13 protein-coding genes and 4 pseudogenes are annotated in these 21,762 nt (G+C 37.6%); 8 read left to right on the plus strand and 9 right to left on the minus strand.

Annotated elements, in window-relative coordinates; all coding sequences use genetic code 11:
* Positions 1-106: 106 nt before the first annotated feature.
* Positions 107-1,011: pseudogene (locus COD11_RS00630) on the minus strand (fumarylacetoacetate hydrolase family protein).
* Between the two features lie 387 nt (positions 1,012-1,398).
* On the opposite strand from COD11_RS00630, the gene COD11_RS00635 reads away from it, so the two are divergent.
* From COD11_RS00635 to COD11_RS00665, 7 genes are all read left to right on the plus strand, one after another.
* The gene (locus COD11_RS00635) at positions 1,399-1,581 is read left to right on the plus strand and encodes an aspartyl-phosphate phosphatase Spo0E family protein (protein ID WP_098794837.1); all 183 of its coding nucleotides are present in this window, start codon (positions 1,399-1,401) and stop codon (positions 1,579-1,581) included.
* Between the two features lie 172 nt (positions 1,582-1,753).
* A complete protein-coding gene (locus tag COD11_RS00640; protein ID WP_098794838.1) occupies positions 1,754-1,975 on the plus strand; it encodes a spore germination protein in 222 nt (73 codons plus the stop codon).
* 84 nt (positions 1,976-2,059) lie between these two features.
* Entirely contained in the window at positions 2,060-2,293 is a 234-nt protein-coding gene (locus COD11_RS00645) for a spore germination protein GerPB (protein ID WP_098794839.1), read from the plus strand.
* 84 nt (positions 2,294-2,377) lie between these two features.
* On the plus strand, positions 2,378-2,980 hold the full coding sequence (gerPC, locus tag COD11_RS00650; protein ID WP_098794840.1) for a spore germination protein GerPC: 603 nt from the start codon (positions 2,378-2,380) through the stop codon (positions 2,978-2,980).
* A 14-nt stretch (positions 2,981-2,994) separates the two neighbouring features.
* The gene (locus COD11_RS00655) at positions 2,995-3,171 is read left to right on the plus strand and encodes a spore gernimation protein GerPD (protein WP_098794841.1); all 177 of its coding nucleotides are present in this window, start codon (positions 2,995-2,997) and stop codon (positions 3,169-3,171) included.
* Positions 3,168-3,533 carry a spore germination protein GerPE gene (locus COD11_RS00660; protein ID WP_098794842.1) on the plus strand — a complete coding sequence of 122 codons (366 nt, stop codon included), beginning with the start codon at positions 3,168-3,170 and terminating at the stop codon, positions 3,531-3,533. The genes COD11_RS00655 and COD11_RS00660 overlap by 4 nt, the downstream gene beginning before the upstream one ends.
* Before the next feature lie 107 nt (positions 3,534-3,640).
* On the plus strand, positions 3,641-3,859 hold the full coding sequence (locus COD11_RS00665; RefSeq protein WP_098794843.1) for a spore germination protein: 219 nt from the start codon (positions 3,641-3,643) through the stop codon (positions 3,857-3,859).
* Between the two features lie 122 nt (positions 3,860-3,981).
* On the opposite strand, the gene COD11_RS00670 is transcribed toward COD11_RS00665, so the two are convergent.
* The 7 genes and pseudogenes from COD11_RS00670 to addB form a co-directional block, all read right to left on the minus strand.
* Positions 3,982-4,290 (minus strand): hypothetical protein, encoded by a 309-nt coding sequence (locus COD11_RS00670; RefSeq protein ID WP_098794844.1) that lies wholly within the window; start codon positions 4,288-4,290, stop codon positions 3,982-3,984.
* Between the two features lie 98 nt (positions 4,291-4,388).
* Positions 4,389-7,790, minus strand: a complete 3,402-nt coding sequence (locus COD11_RS00675; protein ID WP_098794845.1) for an AAA family ATPase — start codon at positions 7,788-7,790, stop codon at positions 4,389-4,391.
* Complete coding sequence (locus tag COD11_RS00680; protein WP_098794846.1) at positions 7,787-8,968, minus strand: exonuclease SbcCD subunit D; 1,182 nt, start codon at positions 8,966-8,968, stop codon at positions 7,787-7,789. The genes COD11_RS00675 and COD11_RS00680 overlap by 4 nt, the downstream gene beginning before the upstream one ends.
* A 78-nt stretch (positions 8,969-9,046) precedes the next feature.
* A pseudogene (addA, locus tag COD11_RS00685) lies at positions 9,047-11,449 on the minus strand (helicase-exonuclease AddAB subunit AddA); the annotation flags it as partial.
* Between the two features lie 116 nt (positions 11,450-11,565).
* Positions 11,566-13,372 (minus strand): annotated as a pseudogene (gene ltrA / locus COD11_RS00695) (group II intron reverse transcriptase/maturase).
* Positions 13,373-13,965: 593 nt separating this feature from the next.
* Positions 13,966-15,297 (minus strand): annotated as a pseudogene (locus COD11_RS00700) (UvrD-helicase domain-containing protein); the annotation flags it as partial.
* The gene (gene addB / locus COD11_RS00705) at positions 15,290-18,781 is read right to left on the minus strand and encodes a helicase-exonuclease AddAB subunit AddB (RefSeq protein WP_098794848.1); all 3,492 of its coding nucleotides are present in this window, start codon (positions 18,779-18,781) and stop codon (positions 15,290-15,292) included. The gene addB and the pseudogene COD11_RS00700, both read right to left, overlap by 8 nt.
* Positions 18,782-19,013: 232 nt before the next feature.
* Here addB and COD11_RS00710 point away from each other — a divergent pair, with 232 nt between their 5' ends.
* Positions 19,014-20,147 (plus strand): MFS transporter, encoded by a 1,134-nt coding sequence (locus tag COD11_RS00710; RefSeq protein WP_218012724.1) that lies wholly within the window; start codon positions 19,014-19,016, stop codon positions 20,145-20,147.
* A 31-nt stretch (positions 20,148-20,178) separates the two neighbouring features.
* Here the strand turns inward: COD11_RS00710 and COD11_RS00715 are convergent, their stop codons facing one another.
* Complete coding sequence (locus tag COD11_RS00715) at positions 20,179-21,351, minus strand: thiolase family protein (protein WP_098794850.1); 1,173 nt, start codon at positions 21,349-21,351, stop codon at positions 20,179-20,181.
* Between the last annotated feature and the right edge of the window lie 411 nt (positions 21,352-21,762).

Consider the following 21,762-nt stretch of genomic DNA (forward strand, 5'->3'; position numbering starts at 1 on the left):
AATATTAAAGAAAGAGCTGTAAACATTCATTATCTTGTGTCTTTTTTTTGAAAACGCTGGTATTAATAAAAAAAGAAGCCCTATGACCGGCTCCCCTTTCCCTGTACTATCCCATTATTCTATTTCTCAATATCCCAATACCTTCAACTTCAATTTCTACTACATCTCCAGGCATCAGAAACTTTGGAGGGTTAAATCCTTTTCCCACTCCAGCAGGGGGGTTCCAGTTGCTATGATATCCCCCGGCTCAAGCGTTGTTCCTTGAGAGAGAGTTGAGATAATGTGCTCAATTGTAAAAATCATATCTTTCGTATGTCCATCTTGTCTAACTTCATTATTCACTTTTGTTTTAATGCTTAAATCATAGGGATCTTTTATAGCGGATTTATGTACTAAATATGGTCCCATTGGACAGGAAGTGTCTAAACTTTTTCCGATTAAAAATTGTTTGTGCTGTGATTGAAGATTTCGAGCAGTAACATCGTTTACAATTGTATAGCCAAACACATAATCCATTGCATCTTCTTCTTTGATTTGTTTTCCTTTTTTACCGATAACAACAGCAAGCTCACCTTCATAATCGAGTTCACGTGTAATATGTAGATGCGGATCAATTTCATCATCATGACCGATTATAGATGTTGGAGCTTTTGAAAACATCATAACATGCTTTGGTATGTCTTCCTCGCCTCCCATTTCAATCGCGTGTTCTCGGTAGTTCTTTCCTACACAAAATATATTTTTTGTTGGTCTTGGTATAGGGGCTTGTATTTTAACATCCGAAAATGAATATACATATCCTTCATGTCCTTCAGCATTCCTTATTTTATCAACAATTTGGAGTACATCTTGAACAAACTTTTCGCCCAAAGTCACGCATTCCAAAAGTGATCTTGGAAATGAAGTTATTTCAAAAATTTCTTGTTCCGCTTTGTTTAAATCAATAATTTTCTCCCCGTGTAACAATCCAATAAAAGGTTCGCTATGTATTGTAGCTAATACAAATTTCATACAAATCCTCCACATCTATAGAATCAATAAAAAAGGCTTTTAGTATTTGCCATTACTCTTTCAATTATGTTTTTTAGTTGATAATAATGATATATTCGCTAAGGAGTCCAAGATCTCCTTTAAAAAGACAGGAGTTGTTTCATGATGATACAAGGCGCCATCATATTTCCAAGGGCTTGGGCTCAGATAATATTATTGTAAGACCTTCTTTTAAAAAAAACAAAATTTAAAGCTAAATCTGTTGCTTCTTGTAGAATTTTGTATTCTTTTTTGTTATTTTAGCGAATCTAAGTTTTATAAGATAATCCGTTGTATAATAGGCATGTCCTAAATGACACTTGGTTACATTTCGATCGACAAAATCTTAAATCTAGGATGGCGAAAAACATGTTCACTAATGAAATTGAAATCAAAAGAAAGCACTTAATCAAAACAGCAAAAAAATATGGAATGAATTCTGACCAAACCATTCAATGCAGCCAAGAGCTTGATATGCTCTTATTACAAGAAATCCTCGGGAGTAATAAACATCTAATTGAAGATGATAAACAAGTGAAAGAATACTTATAAACTTAACAATAGGTTCTCCTCACTTACTCTACTTATCATTTACCTCAAAACTACTTTAAATCCAAGCTTTGTTTTTCCGCGTTTATCACACTTTTTCGCATTTCTAACATACTGTATAGAAAAAGCTAATTGATGTGCTTTGTTTTATAACACTAACAAAGGATGTTTGACTATGCCAGCTATTGTAGGTGCCTTTAAAGTAAATAGTGTAGGAACAAGCAGCATTGTTCATGTTGGAGATGTTATTACCATTTCTCCTTACAGCGAGGTTAAAACATATGCGGGTGCTGGTTCCTTTAACACAGGTGATGGTCTTAACATTTACAATCAAAATTCTGTTACCAATACGTATGATAATGATGTTGTTGACCAACCGATGGCAGGAAACTTATAAGTTTGGGAGAAAGAGTGTCTTCTCTGGAACTTGCTGTACTCCTGCCTTTTGTTTATTTGATCTTACAAAAGGGGGACATTAAGGGTGAATTTCTATATAAACCAAACGATCTGCATAAATTACTTGCGGGTAGGCTCTGTAAACAATTCTTCTGTTCTGCAAATCGGTAGTGCAGGAATGATAAAGCCCCTATCAAATCTTTATAATACTGGTGGATTTTTTCAAGAAGCACCTCAAATTCTAACCGAAACTCCAACAGGTGTTGCAGAGGAGGCTTCTGAGGGACCTCTTGTTCCTCTTTCTTCTCCAACAGCATAATTTTAATAGGCTATCACCCATTTTATTTTATTGCATAGATTGTTAGTAACAACTTTTGAGCGAACAAAAGGTGGGTGAATAGCTTTGTACTATCATGAGATGACTAAATACCTCCAGCAGCTTCATCATTATGTTCAGCAGCAAGATAAAAAGATTCAACAACTTACTCAACTTATAAATGATTTACGGGCCGATATGGACTACTTAAAAAAGCAACCTATCACAAATATTGAAAGAATTGAATATAAATTTGATCAGCTAAAGGTTGAACAGTTAGACGGGACACTAAATATTGGTCTCAACCCGACTGATCCAGAGCAGATAGATAACTTTGAGGTTCAACAAAAGGGAATAAACGTAAATGGTGTTCAACAACAACTTCGAGATCAACTAATGAAGCAATGCAGCCAAGATATTAACCATTTTCTAAATCAAGACTGTGCTCATTATATACAGCAGGCAGAAAAACAATATGAATTAACTCTCGATGACCCTCATCGCAGACATATTATTGAAGACATTAGAAAACAAATTGATAGCAGAATACAATATTACATTAATGCTCAGCCTCTTACTGAACAAGACTCGTTACTAAATAAAAAACAGGAAATTTTCGAATTGGTGAAGAAAGATGTTGAAAATTCAATTATGCACTTTTTGCAACATTTGCCAAAAAATTCTCCATAAAGGAGTGAAGAACGATGAATTTTACTGTAGTTAATAAAGATATCCAGGTGGGAGCTATTAAAGTTATTGGGGTATCTAGCTCATCTGTTTTTTTAATAGGTGATACTCAAACCATTGCTCTTTCTTCTGTCTTTGATACCCCACCTGAGTCTTTAATTATCGGCCCATTAGTGCCGTTGGCGCCTCAATGATCAGTCGTAATAGTAACGTTGTAAGTGCCTATGTTAACTCAGTCGGGATCAGCTCTGTTTTTCAAATCGGTGATTCTGTTGAAATAACACCAAATGTAAAAGCACTTGCTGTTCAGCGGGAGGAAGAACGATTTTTTGGTTCAGAAGGAGACTTATCTGAGTATCCAATCTTTGAAGAAGAAATTCCTCAGCCTATTTTTTATGAAACTATCATAACAAACTTTTTTCATGAAAAGCCCGTAATATTTGTTCAACATGTGGATGTTACAGCCCTGTCCTCTTCAGCAGTATTTCAGATTGGCTCTACAAGGGATATTCGGGCAGTGTCACGAACAAAGCATATTCGCCAATTAAAGAGTTAACAATAAAAATAGCCAACTCCTACTCACTAACTTTGATAAACGATTAACACCTTAGTATTCAGTTGCATAAACTAAAGTACTAGGAAACTATAAAAAGGATGTTTTATATGCCAGCTATTGTCGGTCCAATTAAGATTAATGAAGTAGGCGGCGGAGTCGTTAACTTTGGGGATACGTTTTATCTTGCCCCAAAAAGCCAGTCAAAGAGTTCCTCAGGCTCTGGCGGAGGAAGCACAGGAGATTTCCACATTATTAATAATGGAATAAGTGGTACCAATTTAATTGATCCAGATGTAACAGATCAAAACATGTTGGCGAATAATTAATAGTAAGGCGGAAAAAAACACTTTTTCCGCCTTTTCATTATTGCGTCCTGTTGTTTTCTTTATGTATTAATCGAAAATTCCACAAAAAAAGACTGCCCATATTCCCGGACAGTCTTCTCTTTCTAACGCCCCTTCTGCTTTCGTTCATTGGATTTTCTCGTAGGAACTAACTTATTAGAAGGTTGCTTTCTTATCCATTTAATAAAACTTTTGATTTTATCATCCTGTTTTAAGTCCTCAATGGTTGAAAGCCTAGCTGCTAATTCTTCATTTGTATATAAAGCATGAATTTGCTTGTGACATGCTATACAAAGCTTGGCAGTAGGCAAGAAGGTTCCACCCATTTCCTTAGGTGTAAGATGATGAATGGTTGTTTCAACTTCTTCTCTTTCACACAATTCACATGTCCCAATTTCTTTTTTCTTTCCCATCGCGACATCCCTTTGTTATCATATTGGCTCTGTGAAATGTGATTTCTTATGTGTTCATTAGTTAAACGAGACATATTCAACACTCCACACCCAAACTATTAAAGCGATTCTAAATAAACAGACGTTCCTTTACCAGATGGTTCAGCAGGCTCTACAATTAGTTTCCGTGGCAGTCTTGCTCTTAGCTCTTGCACGTGGCTAATAACTCCAACTGATAAATTTTGTGATTGCAATTTTTCTAGAGCCGTTATGACTGTATCGAGCAGCTCAATGTCTAACGTTCCGAACCCTTCATCTAAGAAGAAAAATTGAAGCGGGTATTCACCACGAAGTTGAATTTGTGTTGATAGCGATAAGGCAAGTGCAAGTGAGGTTAAGAACGTTTCCCCTCCTGATAATGTGGAAACAGGTCTTCTTACTCCACCGTTTGCATCATCTCTCATAATAAATCCACCTTGTGAATCAACTTCAATCGCATAGCGACCACGCGTTAACATTGAAAGTCTTTCAGATGCATCACGACTTACTTGCTGCAGCTGCTCCTCTGCAACATATTCAACAAAGCTGTTTCCTTTAAAAACAGATTGAAGTTTTTCTAGTTTTCCCAACAAATCATCAAGTTCTTTTTGTTGGTTTTCTATGACTACGAAGCGCTCGTGCTTCTCTAAAAGCACCTGCAGGCCATTTGTAGCCGCCCCCTTGCTGGCAACAGCATCCTCAACCTGCTGCTTCATCTCTACTTTGATTTGTTGAATAGTATTCCATTCTTCTTGAGAAATCTGCTGATTCCCCAGTTTTTCTTCAATTCGATTTAAGTCTGTGTTAAGCTGCTTCATTTTATCCAAGAAAGCTTCAATTTCAGCCTTTAGTTGTTGCCTTTTTTCTGCACCTAGTAGGGATGCTAGTGTTTCTTCAATGGTTTTAAACGAAGTATTTTCTTTTACTTGGGACCATTTTTGTTCTGATTCTTGAACTTGGTGTTTTGCTTGCTCATATGATCTTTCATGTGCTGCAAGCTCACTTTGCAATTGATGAAGCATATTAGATTCTTTTTGCCATCCTTGATACAGCTCATTTTCTTTTTCAGCTAATTGTTTAATCATCGCATTTGTTTCCGTGATTACAGTAGAAATTGATTTTTCCAAACCAACTTCTTTTAGCTTTTCCTGTTTTTCTTTTATAGAAAAATCACGATTCTTTAATAAGGCTTGAAGCTCAATCTGTTGTTCTTTTATATGACGATTGAATTCTTCCTGTTTTTTCACGATTTCTTCTTGTTCTTCTATGAAAGAAAAACTCTTTTGAATTCGTTCATTTAACTGCTCGAGTGCTTCATCTTTTTCAGAGATTTCTCTTTGTAACTGTTCAACATTTTCAATTGGAATTTGAGAGAAGGTCTCAGAGTAATGTTTTAAGCTTTTCTCGTACTTTTGTTTGTATTCATTGAGTTTATTTATCCATTCCTGGACATCATTATTTGCAGAGGAAATACTATCTTTACTTCTTACTCCCTCCTGCTGCAATTCTCGCAACTGTTTTACGTTCATTTCAAGAGATTGACGTAATAATATATAATCTTGATTTAGATTTTTAAACGCTAATTGAAACGTTTGAAAACCTTGTTCTAATGAAATATTCGTATTTGGTGCAATCAGTTGCTCTACTGTAACTTCTTCTATTAGCTTTTTATCTTGTAAAAATAAAAAATCAGAAGTAAGCTGCTCAGATAAACCCTCTGCCTTTATTTTAAGTGAATGTGGCTCCTGATTTAATGACTGAAGCTGTTCAAACTGTTGCTTCATCACATCTAATTGCTTTTCGACTTCTTCATCATGATCTAAATCAGCATGTACAGGGCTCGGGTGGTAACACGATCCACAAACAGGACAAGGTGCTCCCTCTTTTAGCTCCTTGACGAGCGCAAAAGCCAACTTCTGATTTTTTGCCTTTTCCTCTTCTGCTACTTTTTCTTCTAACTTGTGTTTAGCTCCAGAAAGAAAGTGCTTATATTCCGTTTCCCTTTCCGAAATCAGAAAATATAGGGAGGTTAGTTCATTAAATTTATTTTCAAGATGTTTTTTATTAACGGACAATTGATCTGTAAGAGAATCGTATTTTTTCTTTTCACTAATTAATGCGTTGTTTTTTTTCTTTAGCAATTCATTCGTTTCTTCGAACTGCTGTTTACTTTGTTGAACATGTTGTTTTGCTTCTAAAGCGGCACGAACCTGATCTCTTTCTTTAGCAGAAACGGTTTTTGTTTTCTGCTCTTCTTGTAAAGTTTGTTGCTTTACTGCTGCTTTTTCAACTAATTGCTGTGCTTTTGTTAATAGTGATTGATGGTGCTCCTGCTGCTTTTGTAACTCTTCTTTTTTCTGTTTAAGTTCGTGAAGTATTGTTTGATCTCGTTTAAGCTCTTCTTCAACCTTTTGCAATTGTAATAGCTTTTCACGCTTTGCTACTAAAGCTGGTTCTTGTTCAGATTTTTCCTTTCGAATTGCCTCGTAAGCTCGGCTGCTCGTTTCATATTGCTGCTTCATTTTCTCTACATTTTTCTTCGCAGCCTCAAGATTACCTTCTGCCTGAACTTTTTCTTGTTTACGAGCTTGTAAAGCCTCTGCATACGGTCTTAAGGCTTCTGCTTCCTCAGCCGTTTTCACCTGTTGTTGTAAAGATTGAATCTGTTCTTCATCTTTTTTGACTGATGCTTTTTCCTTTTCTAGTTCTAGCCTTTGCTGTTGTAATTGCCAAGTTGCTTGTTTTCGTTCATAGTCCTTTGTTACACTTTCAAGCTCTTTTTGACGCTTTTCAAGTAAAACTTCTGCTTCTTTTACTTGCTTCTTCGCTTCTTTAACAGCTTCTGCCGATGCATCACCTAAACCAGTTTTCTCTGCTTCTAATTCATTACGAGTAATTCTTGCAGTTACTAAACGTCGCTTGAGCTTCTTCAAGAGCTGATCACCGTATTGCTCTAAGTGAAATAAACGTTGTAGCATTTGTCTTCTTTCTGCACCTTTTAAAGAAAGAAATTCAGCAAATTTCCCTTGTGGAAGAACTACAGCACGGGTAAAGTCATCGATTGTAAGACCTAATAATCCATAGATTTTGTCATTTACATCAACTGCTTTATCCGCTAAAACAACATGCTCTTCTCCTTCCTCAATTAAACGACAGATCGCTGTTTTCACCCTAATATCGTCTGTTCGTTTAAACACCCGTTCCACAACATATCTTTTCTTTGACGAGGCATTTTCAAGTTCAAAGGTAAACGAAACAGAAAGCTGGTCTTCAGCATGATTTAAAATTCCATGTGTGTTGTTCATCGCACGTTCTACTTTTCCATATAAAGCAAGAGTCATAGCATCCAGAATTGACGACTTACCGCTTCCTGTTGGCCCAAAGATTCCAAAGATCCCGCCATCACAAAGGGCATCAAAATCAATCGTCTGTTTTTCTCTGAAGCTATGCAATCCAGAAACAGTTAAAGTAATAGGCTTCATGCTTCATCACCTTCCTCTTGCTCCTCATCCTGCTGAACAAGTTCTAAAAATAACCGAACAAGTTCCTCTTCCGGTTTTGCTCCACCTGTTTGTTTTTCGTAAAACTGTGAAAACAATTGGTCAATTGGGAGATTTGATTGTCTTGTTGCCGCAACCTCCAGCTCAGCTTGGAACACAGGACGGATATGAATAAAGCCTGGATGCCATTTACGAAGGCGATGGATTTCCTCAATTGAAAGAGTACTAGTTAAATGAATTTCTAAATCAATCCATGCATGATGATCTTTTCCTTCATCAAGCCAACTATGAACCTGACTAATTCCCTCTGTTGCTTTCCATTTCACCAAAGGTTTACCAGATGATAATGGAATCTCCTTCATCACAACAGGTTGATTTGGTTCAGCATCTAAAATCGTGACAGATTTTGCATAGCCGATTTCTGAAAAGCTATACGCAAGCGGTGAACCGGAGTATCTAGTTAATGTGCTCGCACGCTTAATATTTTGTGGTCGGTGTAAATGACCCAATGCAACATACTGAGCAGCCTCCGGCATACTTGTTGCTGCAACCGTATAAGCTCCACCAACTTCAATTGGACGTTCAGAATCTGTTGAACTTCCTCCTGCAACATGAATATGACTCATCGCAATATTTACTGTGTTCTTTTGAAATTGTTTACTCATAATCGAAAAAAGATCACGTATACGTTCATCATATTTATTTCGCAGCAGCACTTCATCATGCTCCTGTGATAATACTTGTTCAAGTCTTGCTTCTGAAGGATATGCCAGTGCAGCGACCATCATTTGCTCACCAGCACTCGGGATATCTAATGTAATCAATTCAGTTGTTGGATAACCAATTAAATGGATGGAATGGTTTCCAGCTAAAGGTGATGCTGCAGATAAGCGGTCAGGGTTGTCATGATTTCCTGCAATCACAACGATTGGACGTTTACCATGATCTGATAATCTAGAAAGGCCTTCGTAAAACAGTTGCTCCGCTGCAGCTGGTGGGTTAACCGTATCAAATGCATCACCAGCCATTAATATGGCGTCTACTTTTTCTTCTTCAACAATTCGTACAAGCTCATCAATAAAATCTGCCTGTTCAGCTAATCGACTACGACCTTCTAGTGCTCGTCCAAGGTGCCAATCTGCCGTATGCAAAATACGCATCTTTTCATCATCCTTTCTTAGCTCACTTACACATAGTCAATAGAATGCAATCGATGAAGAATCACCGATTGCATCTTTTTACATTTTTATGAGATGTCCTCCATCAAAGAAAAATAAATATTTTTCCTGTAAAGGACGGTGAATTATGTTTTCAATTGCTTTTGTATATAAATCAATTTGAACACGATATCGATCACTTAATATGTTTTCAAGCTCATCTTTTTCAGCTGTTATTCGACCTTGTATTGTATCAGTTTTGTAATCTAACAAAACAGTACCTTGTTCATCTTCAAATAAACAATCGATTACCCCTTGAACTAAAATTGGTTCATCCTTCAAATTCTCATCAAGATGATCTGCCTCTAACGCATAACTAAATGGAATCTCACGATAAACATTGTTTGCATTTTGCAATCTTAGACCGATATCTGATGAGAAAAAAGCAACAATTTGCTCGATGTTTATCACTTTAGCCAAATCTTCTGTAAGAATTTCCTTAGTAACAAGCTCTTCAACTTTCTTTGTAACTTCAGCTTTAGTTACTTTTTCAGTTAAAGGAATGTGCTGCATCACAGCATGCATGGCAGTTCCTCGCTCAGCAGGTGATATCGACTTGCTTTGCATAAAGCTTGGTCGATTATATAGCAAAGATTGAGAGGTTTGCTTCATAATGAATTGCTGATCACTATACTCATCTGTAACCTCCCGTTGTCTTTTTAACTCTGTAACAGATTGCTTTGAACGGCTTTTTGTTGCTTGTTGGAATGGATACGACCAAGAAAGCTGATCGATCACCACTTGTTTCTGCTCACTTTCTAGCATCACTGCTTCACCTTTTTGAATAGAAGTGAGCAATTCATCATTTCGTTCTTGATCCGCCTTGAATGATTCAACAAGCTCTTCACCTTTTACTTGTTGAATTGTCCATCGCGATGGGTGACTTGATATTTCTTCTGATAAACAAATTTGTCCATCACCTAACACAATACAATCCCTGTGGCGGATTAAGGCAGGACCAACCCAATCAAGGTAGCTTTTCGCTTTAGCGCGTTCAAAATCAGGTAATAGCCACTCTTGATGTGCCATGTGATTTCTCCAGTTTGTAATCGTTTTGTCCGGGTCCTTTAATGTTCCTAATAAATATAGCTTCTCTTTTGCACGAGTTAACGCAACATAAAGCACTCGCATTTCTTCAGCAAGAAGCTCCATTCTCATTTTTTTCTTTAGGGCAATATAAGGCAGTGTTGGGTAGCTTACTCGCAACTTAGGGTTAATCAGCTTTGTCCCAAATCCAAGCTCTTTATCAAGCAAATACTTTTTATTTAAATCCATCATATTAAATTGCTTGGAAAGCCCTGCAACAAACACGATCGGAAACTCTAACCCTTTACTGCTGTGAATTGTCATTAGCCTTACGACATCCTCTTGCTCTCCAAGCGCACGCGCTGCTCCTAGATCATCGCCGCGATCCTGCATACGTTCAATAAAACGTAAAAAGCGGAATAACCCTCTAAATGACGTTGCTTCATATTGACGGGCACGATCATATAGAGCACGGAGATTTGCTTGACGCTGTTTTCCACCAGGCATTCCTCCAACAAAATCAAAAAACTTTGTATCACGGTAAAGCTGCCATATTAAATCAGAAACCGACCCTTGTCTTGCTATATCTCGCCAGCCCTGCAAGAGATCAATGAAAGGGTGTAGTTTTTTATAAAGCTCTTCATACCTTGTATCGTTAGAAGCCAAAAAGGCTTTTACTGCATCATAAAACATTCCTTTATGATCAAACGTACGAATAATGGCCAATTCATTTTCGGATAACCCAACGACTGGTGAACGAAGTACTGCAGCTAACGGTATATCTTGATAGGGATTGTCAATGATCTTTAGAACGGATAGCATGATTGCTACTTCAGTTGCTTCAAAATAACCATCTGATAAGTTGGCATACACCGGAATTCCAGCTTGCTTAAATTCTTCCATAATTTGTGGCGCCCATGGCATAGAACGTAGAAGAATGACAACATCTCGATAACTAACAGGACGTGTCCCACCAATACCGCGATCATACACAGGAAATTGCTCGTCTATTAATGTCTTAATCTTACGCGCCATTAATCTTGCTTCAAGCTGAACTGTCTCCAACTCTTGTTCATCAAACACACCCTCGGTTTCTGTTTCACCCTCTTTATCTTGTTCCTCTACGCCACCTCGTTCGATTAGTAAAAGCTCTGTATTCATTTGATCATTTTCCGGATACGCGGCGCCAAGCTTTAATTCTGCGTCATCATCGTACACAATTTCCCCAACTGTTTCGCCCATAATTTGTTTAAATAAATAGTTCGTTCCATCTAACACTTCTGAGCGGCTTCGGAAGTTTTTTGATAAATCAATGCGCATTCCTGTAGACTCAGCTGCTTGTGTAAATCGCTTATACTTGCTTAAAAATAGAAACGGCTCTGCAAGACGGAAGCGATAGTAGGGTAAGAATCCAGCGCCTTGCTACATTTCTGCAGTAGGTTTCTAGAAACTCCCCCCCGAACCGTACGTACTCCTCTCAGAGTATACGGCTCTCCACTTACAAATATCTATCTTTATTTATGAATTTCAATATGACATTTTTTACATACAACCAATGTTTTTCGTTGTTTTGCAATCATCGCCCATTCCCAGTATTTCTTTCCTTTAAGATTCTTCACTTTGTTGACATGATGAATCTCAAATTTTGTGTCGGGATGATTTTCTCCACATAGTTCACATTGTTTTGCACCAACCGTTTTTCTAAGTCGTTTCTTCCTTGATATACATAAAGGTTAGGTTTTTCATCAATATCAAATTTGTAGCACTCTACTTTTTATCGAATCCGTCCTTATAGAAATACGCTATTTTTTCACCATGCTTTGTTTCGTACTTTACTCCCCAGTCCTTACCTTGGCTGTATTTCACTTTCATCTTAGCAACTGTGGACTTGTATTTATTCGCAAGTGTTTTTAAACAACTGTATTCCATGACGTATCGTAATTGCCACATTTTTTGATTGACGTTTTCCGCTAGGCAATAAAAATTATATAATCCACGGAGTTCGGCGTTATACGTTTCGATGATTTCTAAATCTGATAGACCAATTAATGCTGGTCTGTGAAGCATATCCCATTGCTTCGAATCTATATCTTTGACCATTTTCCGACTAATAATTACTTTTTCAATCGTTCCATTTGGAATTCGCAATTGTACATAGCCTCGATACTTTCGCTTGACCACACCATTTTTATCTTTTGCTGCGCTTAGGTCATGGCTAATTAAAATGTCATAGCCCAAAAATCTTGCTGGATTTGTACTATGTGTAATAAGCGTTTTTTCATCAGACATTTCTAGCTGAAGGTGTTCTTTTAGAAATTTCCCTGCACATTTTTTTAGTTGCTCACAATCTTCTTTACTGCCATTGACACCGATAATAAAATCATCAGCGTACCTCACGTATTTCATGCTCTTATAGCCTTCATTACTAGGCTCGTAATAGGGTAAGGTTAAAAGAAGCTTTTTGTTCTCTTTGTACTCTTTAATTAGAGTCTCGCGAAGTATTTCTTCGGTGGTCTCCTTAATTTTCTTCTTTAATCGTTGATTACGCATATCATATTTTCGGTATTCTGTATTTCGTTTACGTTTCTTAGGAGTTCCGATATCAAAGGATGGTTTCAATTCTTTTTCAATATACGAATCAAATTCGTTCAAATAGATATTCGCTAGTAAGGGGCTAATGATCCCGCCTTGTGGTGTTCCACTATAGGTGCTTTGGAATCTCCAATTTTCTACGAAACCTGCTTTTAGAAATTTCCACATAAGCCGAATGAATTTTTCATCGTTAATTCGCTTTCTCAAAATGTTGATAAGCGCTTGATGATTAATATTGTCAAAGAATCCTTTAATATCGCCTTCTATGAACCAGTTCACGCCCGAAAACGTATTTTTAATTTCGATTAAAGCGGTGTGACAACTTCTTTTTTCCCGAAACCCATGTGAGTGTTGTGAGAATGTTGGCTCGTAGATAGCTTCTAAAATCATGCGACAAACTTCTTGAACTATTCGATCTGTAAATGTTGGGATTCCTAATGGTCTTGTCTTACCGTTTTTCTTTGGGATATTTATTCTACGGACTGGCTTCGGTTGATAACTCTCATCTTTTAGTAAAGCAATAATTTCTTGTACCTTTTCCTCACCGAATCCATCAGCTGTTTCATCATCGATTCCTTTTGTTGCACTGCCTTTATTTTTGTATATCTTAGAATAAGCTTTTAGATAGAAATCTTCATTGTAAAGATTTCGGTATAAGCGGTCATATTGATAATTTTCTTTCGTTGCCTGCTTCGATAGATTGTATAATACAATATCTGAACTTTGCATAGAGCATTTCGCTCCCTTCTTCATTGTTTATACGTTGTAAGCTGCTCCCCTTCGCCATGTAATAGGCTTTCCCTATTTCGGACTACTACGGAAGCTCCGTTACCTTATTGGATTTTCAGTACCTTTGTACATAGCCAATTGGCGTTCCAACTTAGGTAATCCCCATTTAGTATATTGTATACAGGCTGTGATTCGTTGTCGGAAGGAACACTCATCCTTTTACTCAATCTTGAGACGCGTCCATTCTTTATTAATTCAGAAACTAGGTTTGTGCATCAATTTAGTACACTCTCCCATACTTCATCCCTCCATTTATAGGATAAAGTAAGAATGGATTCTAGGTTTCAAACGGTTTCCTAGACGGTTAGCATAGCCCCGCTCGGATTGTTCTTCAAGCAGTTTAGCCTTCTTCCTTATACGAATCTTTTATATCTCGCCATTCAGTCGTAACCTTTCCGTTTAGGTTAACTTATGACTTTAACCGACATGCTACACTCCCTTTTTGGTTTCCCGCCAAGATAAGTCGGCTGATATATAAACCGTTTCTGTAGTTTATTCACCGCCAAATGGTGAAATACACAATACCCTTATGGGCGCACGATGGATTGCTTTACATCTCCAACCATAAAGAGATTTCCTGTTGCTTCTTCGTCTTTTGTGACTAGCTTTAAAATCGATTCTTGAACAAGATTCGTATCTTGATACTCATCAACAAGAACCTCTACAAACTGTTGTTTATAATAAAGAGACGCTTCACTTGGTTTATCTCCATCCGTTTGCAGAATTTGTAAGCAATAATGCTCTAGATCAGCAAAATCGACAATTCCTTTTTCTTTTTTCATGCCTTCATAGCGATGGGCAAACTGCTGTACAAGTTCAACAAGCTTTTTGACAACAGGCTTTAAATGAACAAAATCCTGCATATAATGCTGAAGTGAACGAGAAAACAATTCATCACGTAATTGCTCTATTTGTTTTTTAACCGCGTTACGTAAAGCTGTTACTTGGTCTGTTAAACTCTTATCATATTGATCACCTTTGACGATCTTCGCACGTGACATTTTAAACTTTTTTAGTTGCTCGCCAAGTCCGTCCCAAGATTCCTTATGTGCGAGAATATCTGTAAGCTGCTTTAAGTCATCCTCTAGGTTTTCTGCACGTGGAGCAGGTCCAGCTGGTCTTTTCGTAAGCTCCATTGCTTGAAGAAGCTGCTCCCGAGCACCTGATAACTGCATTTCAATATCCTGCATTAAATAGTTCATAAACGGTAAAGAATTCATATCAAAGTCATCGTCAAGATCATACATTGCCGCAAGCTGCTCTAGCCAAATACTTGGTGTTGGATGTGACCTTGAAAAAAAGTAAAGCTCTCGAATTAAAGATTGTAGCTCAAGATCACTTCGATCAGATGTATAACGATCAACTAAATCAAAAAATTCTTCGTTATCTTCACGACTGTATTCTTCTTCAAATAGTTCATCAAGAACTTCATCAATTAAGAGCTGACCTTCTGTTGAATCAGCAATACGGAAGCTAGGATCAATATTAATTAAATAATAATATTTTCGTACAACCTGTAAACAGAACGAGTGTAGAGTTGAAATGGACGCTTTATTGAGTAAAGTAAGCTGTCTGCGTAAGTGTAGTGAAGATGGATTTTCTTTTAGTGCTTTTTCAAGTGCCTCACCAATACGATGCCTCATCTCAGCTGCAGAAGCATTTGTAAACGTAACAACCAATAATGAATCTACGTCTACAGGATTTTCTTTCGAAAGAATTTTACGAATAATTCGTTCAACTAAAACGGCTGTTTTTCCCGATCCAGCAGCAGCGGCAACTAATATGTCCTGGCCACTCGCAACAATCGCCTTCCATTGATCATCCGTCCATTGGCTGTTCTCAGGCTTTGCTATGATTTCACTCATCAACTCCAGCCTCCTCTCTCATTCGTTTTAACACCTCATCATTTTTTTCACTTTTTAAGATGCGGTAGTTATTTTCCTCTAACGATTCATCAAATTGACACACAGACTTATACTCACAATACGTACATGGCATTTTATCCTTAAGCTTATAGGGGCTTATATCGATTATTCCATCTGTGATATTCGTTCCAATTTTCTTGAACGTGGATCGCACATGATGGCGTAATAACTCAAATTCAGATTCACTCGCTATAGATGATGTGGAGCGGAATCCTCCATCCTTTTTCAAACCGGCTGCAATAATGTTTGAACTGCTTCCTTCGGTAAGAGAATGATCCATCAATTTCACTGCTTCCTCATCACCGAGTAAAAGTCCTTTCATTTTAAACTTCTTAAAAATTTCATCATCTAGCTTTTCTTCCGGTAAAAGAGATGAAGCCTGAATCATCGGATCATGAACATGGAAATATAATACCCCAGCCGGAGTAGCTTCAATTCCTAGCCACAGCTTTGAGTTCGAGATAATAACATCTAAATAGGTTAGCATTTGTAGCGCTAAACCATAATAAACCTCAGAAAGTTGAACATTTTTATCACTCGATTTATAATCAACGATTCGTAACAATACACCATTTGAACCTGTTGCTTTATCAACCCTATCAATTCTACCTGCAACCTCCATCGTACAGCCATTTGGCAATGTAAAACGAATTGGTGGTAGTTCCCCACCTTTACCAAACCCAAGCTCTAGGCCGACTGGTGCAAAGCCACTCGCCTTTGCGTGTTCACTAAGAATGGATGAAGCCCGTGCAAGAATTTTTTGTAGCTTTCGCTTAATATAATGATAACGATTTGAACTTAATAGGATTTCTTTTTGTAATCTTGGTGCAAGCTGCTCAACTGCATCATTAGAAAGTCGCTCACATTGATCCTTCGTTAACTCTTTCCAATCTAACTTTAATTGATGTAAGCGATCGGAAATCAGTTTCAAGGCAGAGTGGAACATTTGCCCTATATCAGGTGCCTCAAGCTTGAAAAACTGTCTTTCTCTTAACTTTAAACCATGTGAAGCAAAATGAGAGAATGGACAGCTATTGAATTTCTCCATCCGCGACACACTTCCTTGAATATGTTCACCATATAGTTCACGACTAACACTGGTTTCTAGCTGCTCTGGTTTGTTTTCATAAGTTAAACTGCTTAACACCTTTTGAGTCAATTGTTGATTGTCGGATGATACAAAATAGTTATAAGCATCCCACCATAATAAGTGAATCGGATATCCTCTTTTCCACGATTGCAGCTGTGATGTAACGTAAGAAAGTGTTACATGCTGATTTACGATGAACGATAGCTGCTCTGTTGTTGAAAGCTGCTCAGGTTCATTCAATAATCGCTGCTGCTTTATTGTTGGGAACATTTCTTCCATTCGTTTAATGATGACAGACGGCAACAATGCCTTTCCTTCTTCATCCGCCATCGCATAGGAAAGGTATAATTTTTCAGATGAACTAGACAATGCCATATAAATGATAAAGTTTTCATCAAGAAGCTGTTGTCTAGCAGTTGGAGCAAGATCAACACCCTGATAATGAAGAGCCTCTCGATCGTCTTCTGTTAATATGCCTTCTTCCTTTGGTCTGGCAGGAATAACCCCATCATTTACTCCAACAATAAATGAGCACTTCACGTTGAAAAACCTGGATTTTTCAAGATCTGCAATCAGTACCTGGTCAATAGCTGGTGGCACTAACGAGAATTTCATTGACTCAAGACCCGTTTCAAGCATCTCTGAGAAAAGCTTTAAAGACACAGGCTCTTCAGCCATCATTTCAACGAACTCGTCTAATAAATTTATAACTGCCTGCCAAACTTGATCATGCTCCCTCGCTTCTAATAACAGACCTTTTTCTTCTGCTGTAATCCGAAGTGCTTCAAGCTTTTTGGGAATATGCAATTCTTCTAAATAAAGAAACAAAGCTTCTGCCATCTCTTGACCATTTTGACTTCGCTTTAACCTTTTATGCAAAGTTTGAATTGGTTGAACAATAAGCTCTCGTAACTGATTTAGCTTGTCCTCCATTTCCTTTTCATCATCTGTGACAACAAATTCATCATCAAGAGAATAGAAACGGCGGTATCGAAAACGGTCTCCGTTTGTCCACTTTGATCCCTGAATGCCATAAGACAGAACATAATTTTCTAACAAGTCCATATCTTCGCGCATAATATATTTGTCTTGTTCAATTGGAAACAGGAGCTCTGTTTTCACTGCACGAAATACCGCTTCATATCGCCAATATCCATTAATAATTTCAATTGTGGAGCGGATTAACTCTACTAATGGATGATTGAGCATAGAACGCTTTTGATCAATAAAAAACGGGACTTCATAATCACGGAATACCTGTTCAATTACATCGCGATAATCATTGGAATTTCGTATGAGCAGAGCAAGGTCACGATAACGATATTGACCATTCCTAATAAGTGATTGAATTTCCCTAGCGATTCCTTCAACCTCAGAGCGGCGATTTGCAGCCTGATAAATCGTCACATCTGGCTCTTGATCGAAAACGGTTGTTGGTCTTATATCATAAAATGCTTCTAAATGTTGTAACGACCTACTACCAGCATAGCGATGCTGTTCTTTAAGAAGTATCGGTTCTTCCACTTGTTTACCTGCTTCAGTAGCCAGCTTAAGAATGTTATTATACGTTTTCCCTGTCATTTGAAATAAGTGTAATTCATGTGGGAGAAAATCTTCATATGCCTTATCTGCAGTAAGAGCAATTTTCACATTTTGTGCATGCTTCATTAAGGCAGCAACTACTTCATATTCTTGTGGCGTAAAGCTATGAAAGCCATCAATATAAATATCAGCAGATTGTAAATAACTTGAGCTTTCAACTTTTTCAGCCAATAGCTTTAAATAATCCTCAGAATCCACGTATTTATGACTTAACTGAATTTCCATTTGTTTATAGAGAATAGCCATATCATGAAGCTTATCAGTTAAAGATTTTCGATCATACTCAGTTTGAGCGCTTGCTACAAAATCCTCTAACTCTTGAGGTGATAAGCAATACCGTTTAAATTCTGTTAACATCACTTCTAACTGTTCAATAAAGCCATTTTTATCACTAGCTTTGGCAAATACCTTAAAATCTTGTTTATACTCTTCTACGAGTTTTCGGAGGAGCATTTGAATTCCGGTACTGGATAAATGATGACGAGTCATCCCCCCTGTTTCTTGTAATACTCTCCAAGCTAAACGACTAAAGCTAAATGTTTGTGCACGAATCATCCCACCTAAGTTTGGTGTACGTATTAACTCATATTCTGCCCCAAACGTCATTTGGTCTGGTACGAGATAAATAATCGGTCGGCCAATTGGCTTTTGAAACAGCCTGTCTCTTATTTCATTTAAAATCGTCTCTGTTTTCCCGGTTCCAGAGCGACCTAAAATAAATTGAATACTCATGTTTATTCCCCACTAACGCTTTAGAGTGTTATTACTAAGTTGTTATATGAAAAAACAACTACCACAACTAAAGTAGCGTGGTAGTTTGTTAGTATTAATTTTCGTTCTAGCTATCTCTTACTATTTTACTTTACTTTACAGGCAAATTCCATTTTTCCTCTCTACCAACTTTTGTATGAGGAATACACCTCTATTACTCTCAAAACATACGTTATCATTAGGGAGGTATGTGATGATGAAGGATCGTATCGTGGAACTGTTTTTCTTGCTTGCGGCTGTTTGTGTGGCTAGTAATATTTATTTACTTATTCCGATTTATAGTGAACTTGCAGAAGGGCTGTCGATTACATATGATGAAGCTGTTTTTTCAAGTACAATCTTCACATTTTGTTACGCAACGGGACTACTATGCTTTGGTCCTATCTCAGCTGCATTTTCAAAAAGAAATGTATTATTTTTCGGTATGATTGCCTCATGTTGCTTAACCCTGATTATCACCTTTTCCACTTCACTCACAAGCTTTTACCTTTCTAGAGGACTTCAAGGATTTGTGTTAGGAAGCTTTGCCCCTGTTGCTTATGCATATTGCTTTGATGCGTTTCAAGTAAAAAGAAGAACATTCATTATCGCAATCATTAATACAGGATTTTTAATGGCTGGTATTATCGGACAACTAATTAGTTCACTAACTGTAAATATGTTAGATTGGCGCGCTGTTTTTTATTTCTTCGGGTTGAGTTATTTATGTTTATCTCTATGTGCCTTCTTTGTTCTTCGTAATGTCTCAATTCAAAAGAAAAGGAATTCTGCTGACACCTTCACTACAGGTAAACTTTTTCAAGCTCCAATCATTTTAGGACTTAGCATAACCTTCATTACTTTGATGTCATTTGTTTCTATTTATGAAGAATTTGCTCAGTACTATGTTGAGCTTGAAAAAGAACTGTTTTACAGTAGATGTATTGCATTGCTTGGTACGCCGCTTTCTTTATTTAGCAGCTTTTGGATTAAAAAATACTCTCTCATCAACATTTTGCTTACTTGCATAGCAATCATCATCTCTTCCTTTGCACTCATGATATTAACTAAACAACTAATCGTAATCACCATCTTATCACTATTCTTTGTCTCTGCTGTCGCTATTTTTATTCCTTCACTCATTACATTTATCGGCGAATCGGCCGGAGATAAACGCGCAACAGCCATTTCTTTGTATTCATTTACATTATTAACAGGTGCTAGCATAGGGCCACTTGTTGCAAACCTATTACCTTTTCAATATGTATTACTTTTATTTATTGTTTTGTTTGGAATGGCATTTATTTTTTTACTAAGTTATAACAAATTGACCCTAAACAAAAAGTAGAGACTGAAAAATCTCAGTCTCTGACCATTTCTTAGTCTCTTTCTATAAACAACGCTACCCCTATGCCACCGCCTACACATAATGAAGCAAGACCTTTTTGTGCCTCTCTTCGTTGCATTTCATGTAAAAGGCTAACAACAACACGAGAACCTGTACAGCCTATTGGATGACCCAAACTAATTCCACTTCCATTAACATTGACTTTTTCTCTATCCAGTTCCAGCTGTTTCTCTACAGCAAGATATTGAGCAGCAAAAGCTTCATTTATTTCAACAACATCTAGATCCTGAACAGACCAATTTAATGATGCTAACCCCTTTTGAATGGCTGGAACAGGACCGATTCCCATCACTTTTGGATCTACCCCTGCTACAGTATAGTGTGATATTTTCGCTAAAATAGCTAAGCCTCTTTTTTCCGCTTCTTCCCTTGACATTAAAACAAGTGCAGCTGCACCGTCATTCAACGAAGAGGCATTCCCGGCTGTTACCGTTCCGTTCTCCCTAAAAATCGGTGCTAAAGCCGCAAGCTTTTCACTTGTAACCTGTCGTGGCCCCTCATCTTGAGAAACAATATTTTCTCCTTTACGTGTTTTCACACTTATTGGCAAGATTTCTTCTGCAAACTTCCCACTTTCAATTGCTGCTAAAGCACGATTATGACTTGATAATGCAAGTTCATCCTGCTCTTTTCTTGTAATACCATATTCCTCTGCCACATTTTCAGCTGTTTCTCCCATCATAATGTGATGAATGGGATCCTCTAAAATTTCCCATACACTGTCTGTTACCTGACCATGCTGAAGACGTGACCCCCATCGATGCTGCTTAAGTAAGTATGGACTTGAGCTCATTACCTCCACTCCGCCTGCTATCACAATATTCGAATGTCCAGTTTGAATTTGCATAGCCGCAGATAATATAGCCTGCAACCCTGATGCACACTGTCGCTGGATCGTATAACCTGTTGTTGCATAAGGAAATTCAGCTAATAGAGCCGCTGTCCTAGCTGTATTAGGTTCATCTGTCCTTTGGATACAATGACCTAAAATCACTTCTTCCACATCCTGCTTTTGAAGCTTACTTCTTTTTACAACCTCGTCTAAAACAGGTACACCTAATTGTGTAGGCAGCAGATCTTTGAAAGCGCCTCCAAAAGAACCGATAGGTGTTCGCACAGCTGAAGTAATCACTACCTCCCGCATTTCTCCATCCCCCTAATTTTATATTTCTGAGGCATCGCTCATTACTTTCATTATAATATAGTTTAATAGAAATATTAGGGAATTTTTTCTTCTTTGTGTATGTTTGATTTTTTATATTTTGATTGATTGGGGGTTCTGAAGAAGGTTTGTGGGGGTTCTATTGGGGTGGGTTTCATCATCCAGGCTTTTGAAGACCATCTGGGCGGGATTCTATTTGGATTTTGGTCTTCATTCCGCTTATGATGACCATCTGCGACTGGTTCTATCTGGGGTTTGGTCTTCATTCGGCTTATGATGACCATCTGCGACTGGTTCTATCTGGAGTTTGGTCTTCATTCCGCCTATGAAGACCACATGCGACTGATTCTATCTGGGGTTTGGTCTTCATTCGGCTTATGAAGACCATCTGCG

The organism is Bacillus sp. AFS040349, from assembly GCF_002577655.1.
Taxonomy (GTDB): Bacteria; Bacillota; Bacilli; order Bacillales; family Bacillaceae; genus Metabacillus.

Excerpts from the sequence above, each read along its gene's own strand:
- COD11_RS00635 (WP_098794837.1), top strand. The coding sequence starts at position 1,399 with ATGTTCACTAATGAAATTGAAATCAAAAGAAAGCACTTAATCAAAACA.
- COD11_RS00640 (WP_098794838.1), top strand. The coding sequence starts at position 1,754 with ATGCCAGCTATTGTAGGTGCCTTTAAAGTAAATAGTGTAGGAACAAGC.
- COD11_RS00655 (WP_098794841.1), top strand. The coding sequence starts at position 2,995 with ATGAATTTTACTGTAGTTAATAAAGATATCCAGGTGGGAGCTATTAAA.
- COD11_RS00660 (WP_098794842.1), top strand. The coding sequence starts at position 3,168 with ATGATCAGTCGTAATAGTAACGTTGTAAGTGCCTATGTTAACTCAGTC.
- COD11_RS00665 (WP_098794843.1), top strand. The coding sequence starts at position 3,641 with ATGCCAGCTATTGTCGGTCCAATTAAGATTAATGAAGTAGGCGGCGGA.
- COD11_RS00670 (WP_098794844.1), bottom strand. The coding sequence starts at position 4,290 with ATGGGAAAGAAAAAAGAAATTGGGACATGTGAATTGTGTGAAAGAGAA.
- COD11_RS00675 (WP_098794845.1), bottom strand. The coding sequence starts at position 7,790 with ATGAAGCCTATTACTTTAACTGTTTCTGGATTGCATAGCTTCAGAGAA.
- COD11_RS00680 (WP_098794846.1), bottom strand. The coding sequence starts at position 8,968 with ATGCGTATTTTGCATACGGCAGATTGGCACCTTGGACGAGCACTAGAA.
- addB (WP_098794848.1), bottom strand. The coding sequence starts at position 18,781 with ATGAGTATTCAATTTATTTTAGGTCGCTCTGGAACCGGGAAAACAGAG.
- COD11_RS00710 (WP_218012724.1), top strand. The coding sequence starts at position 19,014 with ATGATGAAGGATCGTATCGTGGAACTGTTTTTCTTGCTTGCGGCTGTT.
- COD11_RS00715 (WP_098794850.1), bottom strand. The coding sequence starts at position 21,351 with ATGCGGGAGGTAGTGATTACTTCAGCTGTGCGAACACCTATCGGTTCT.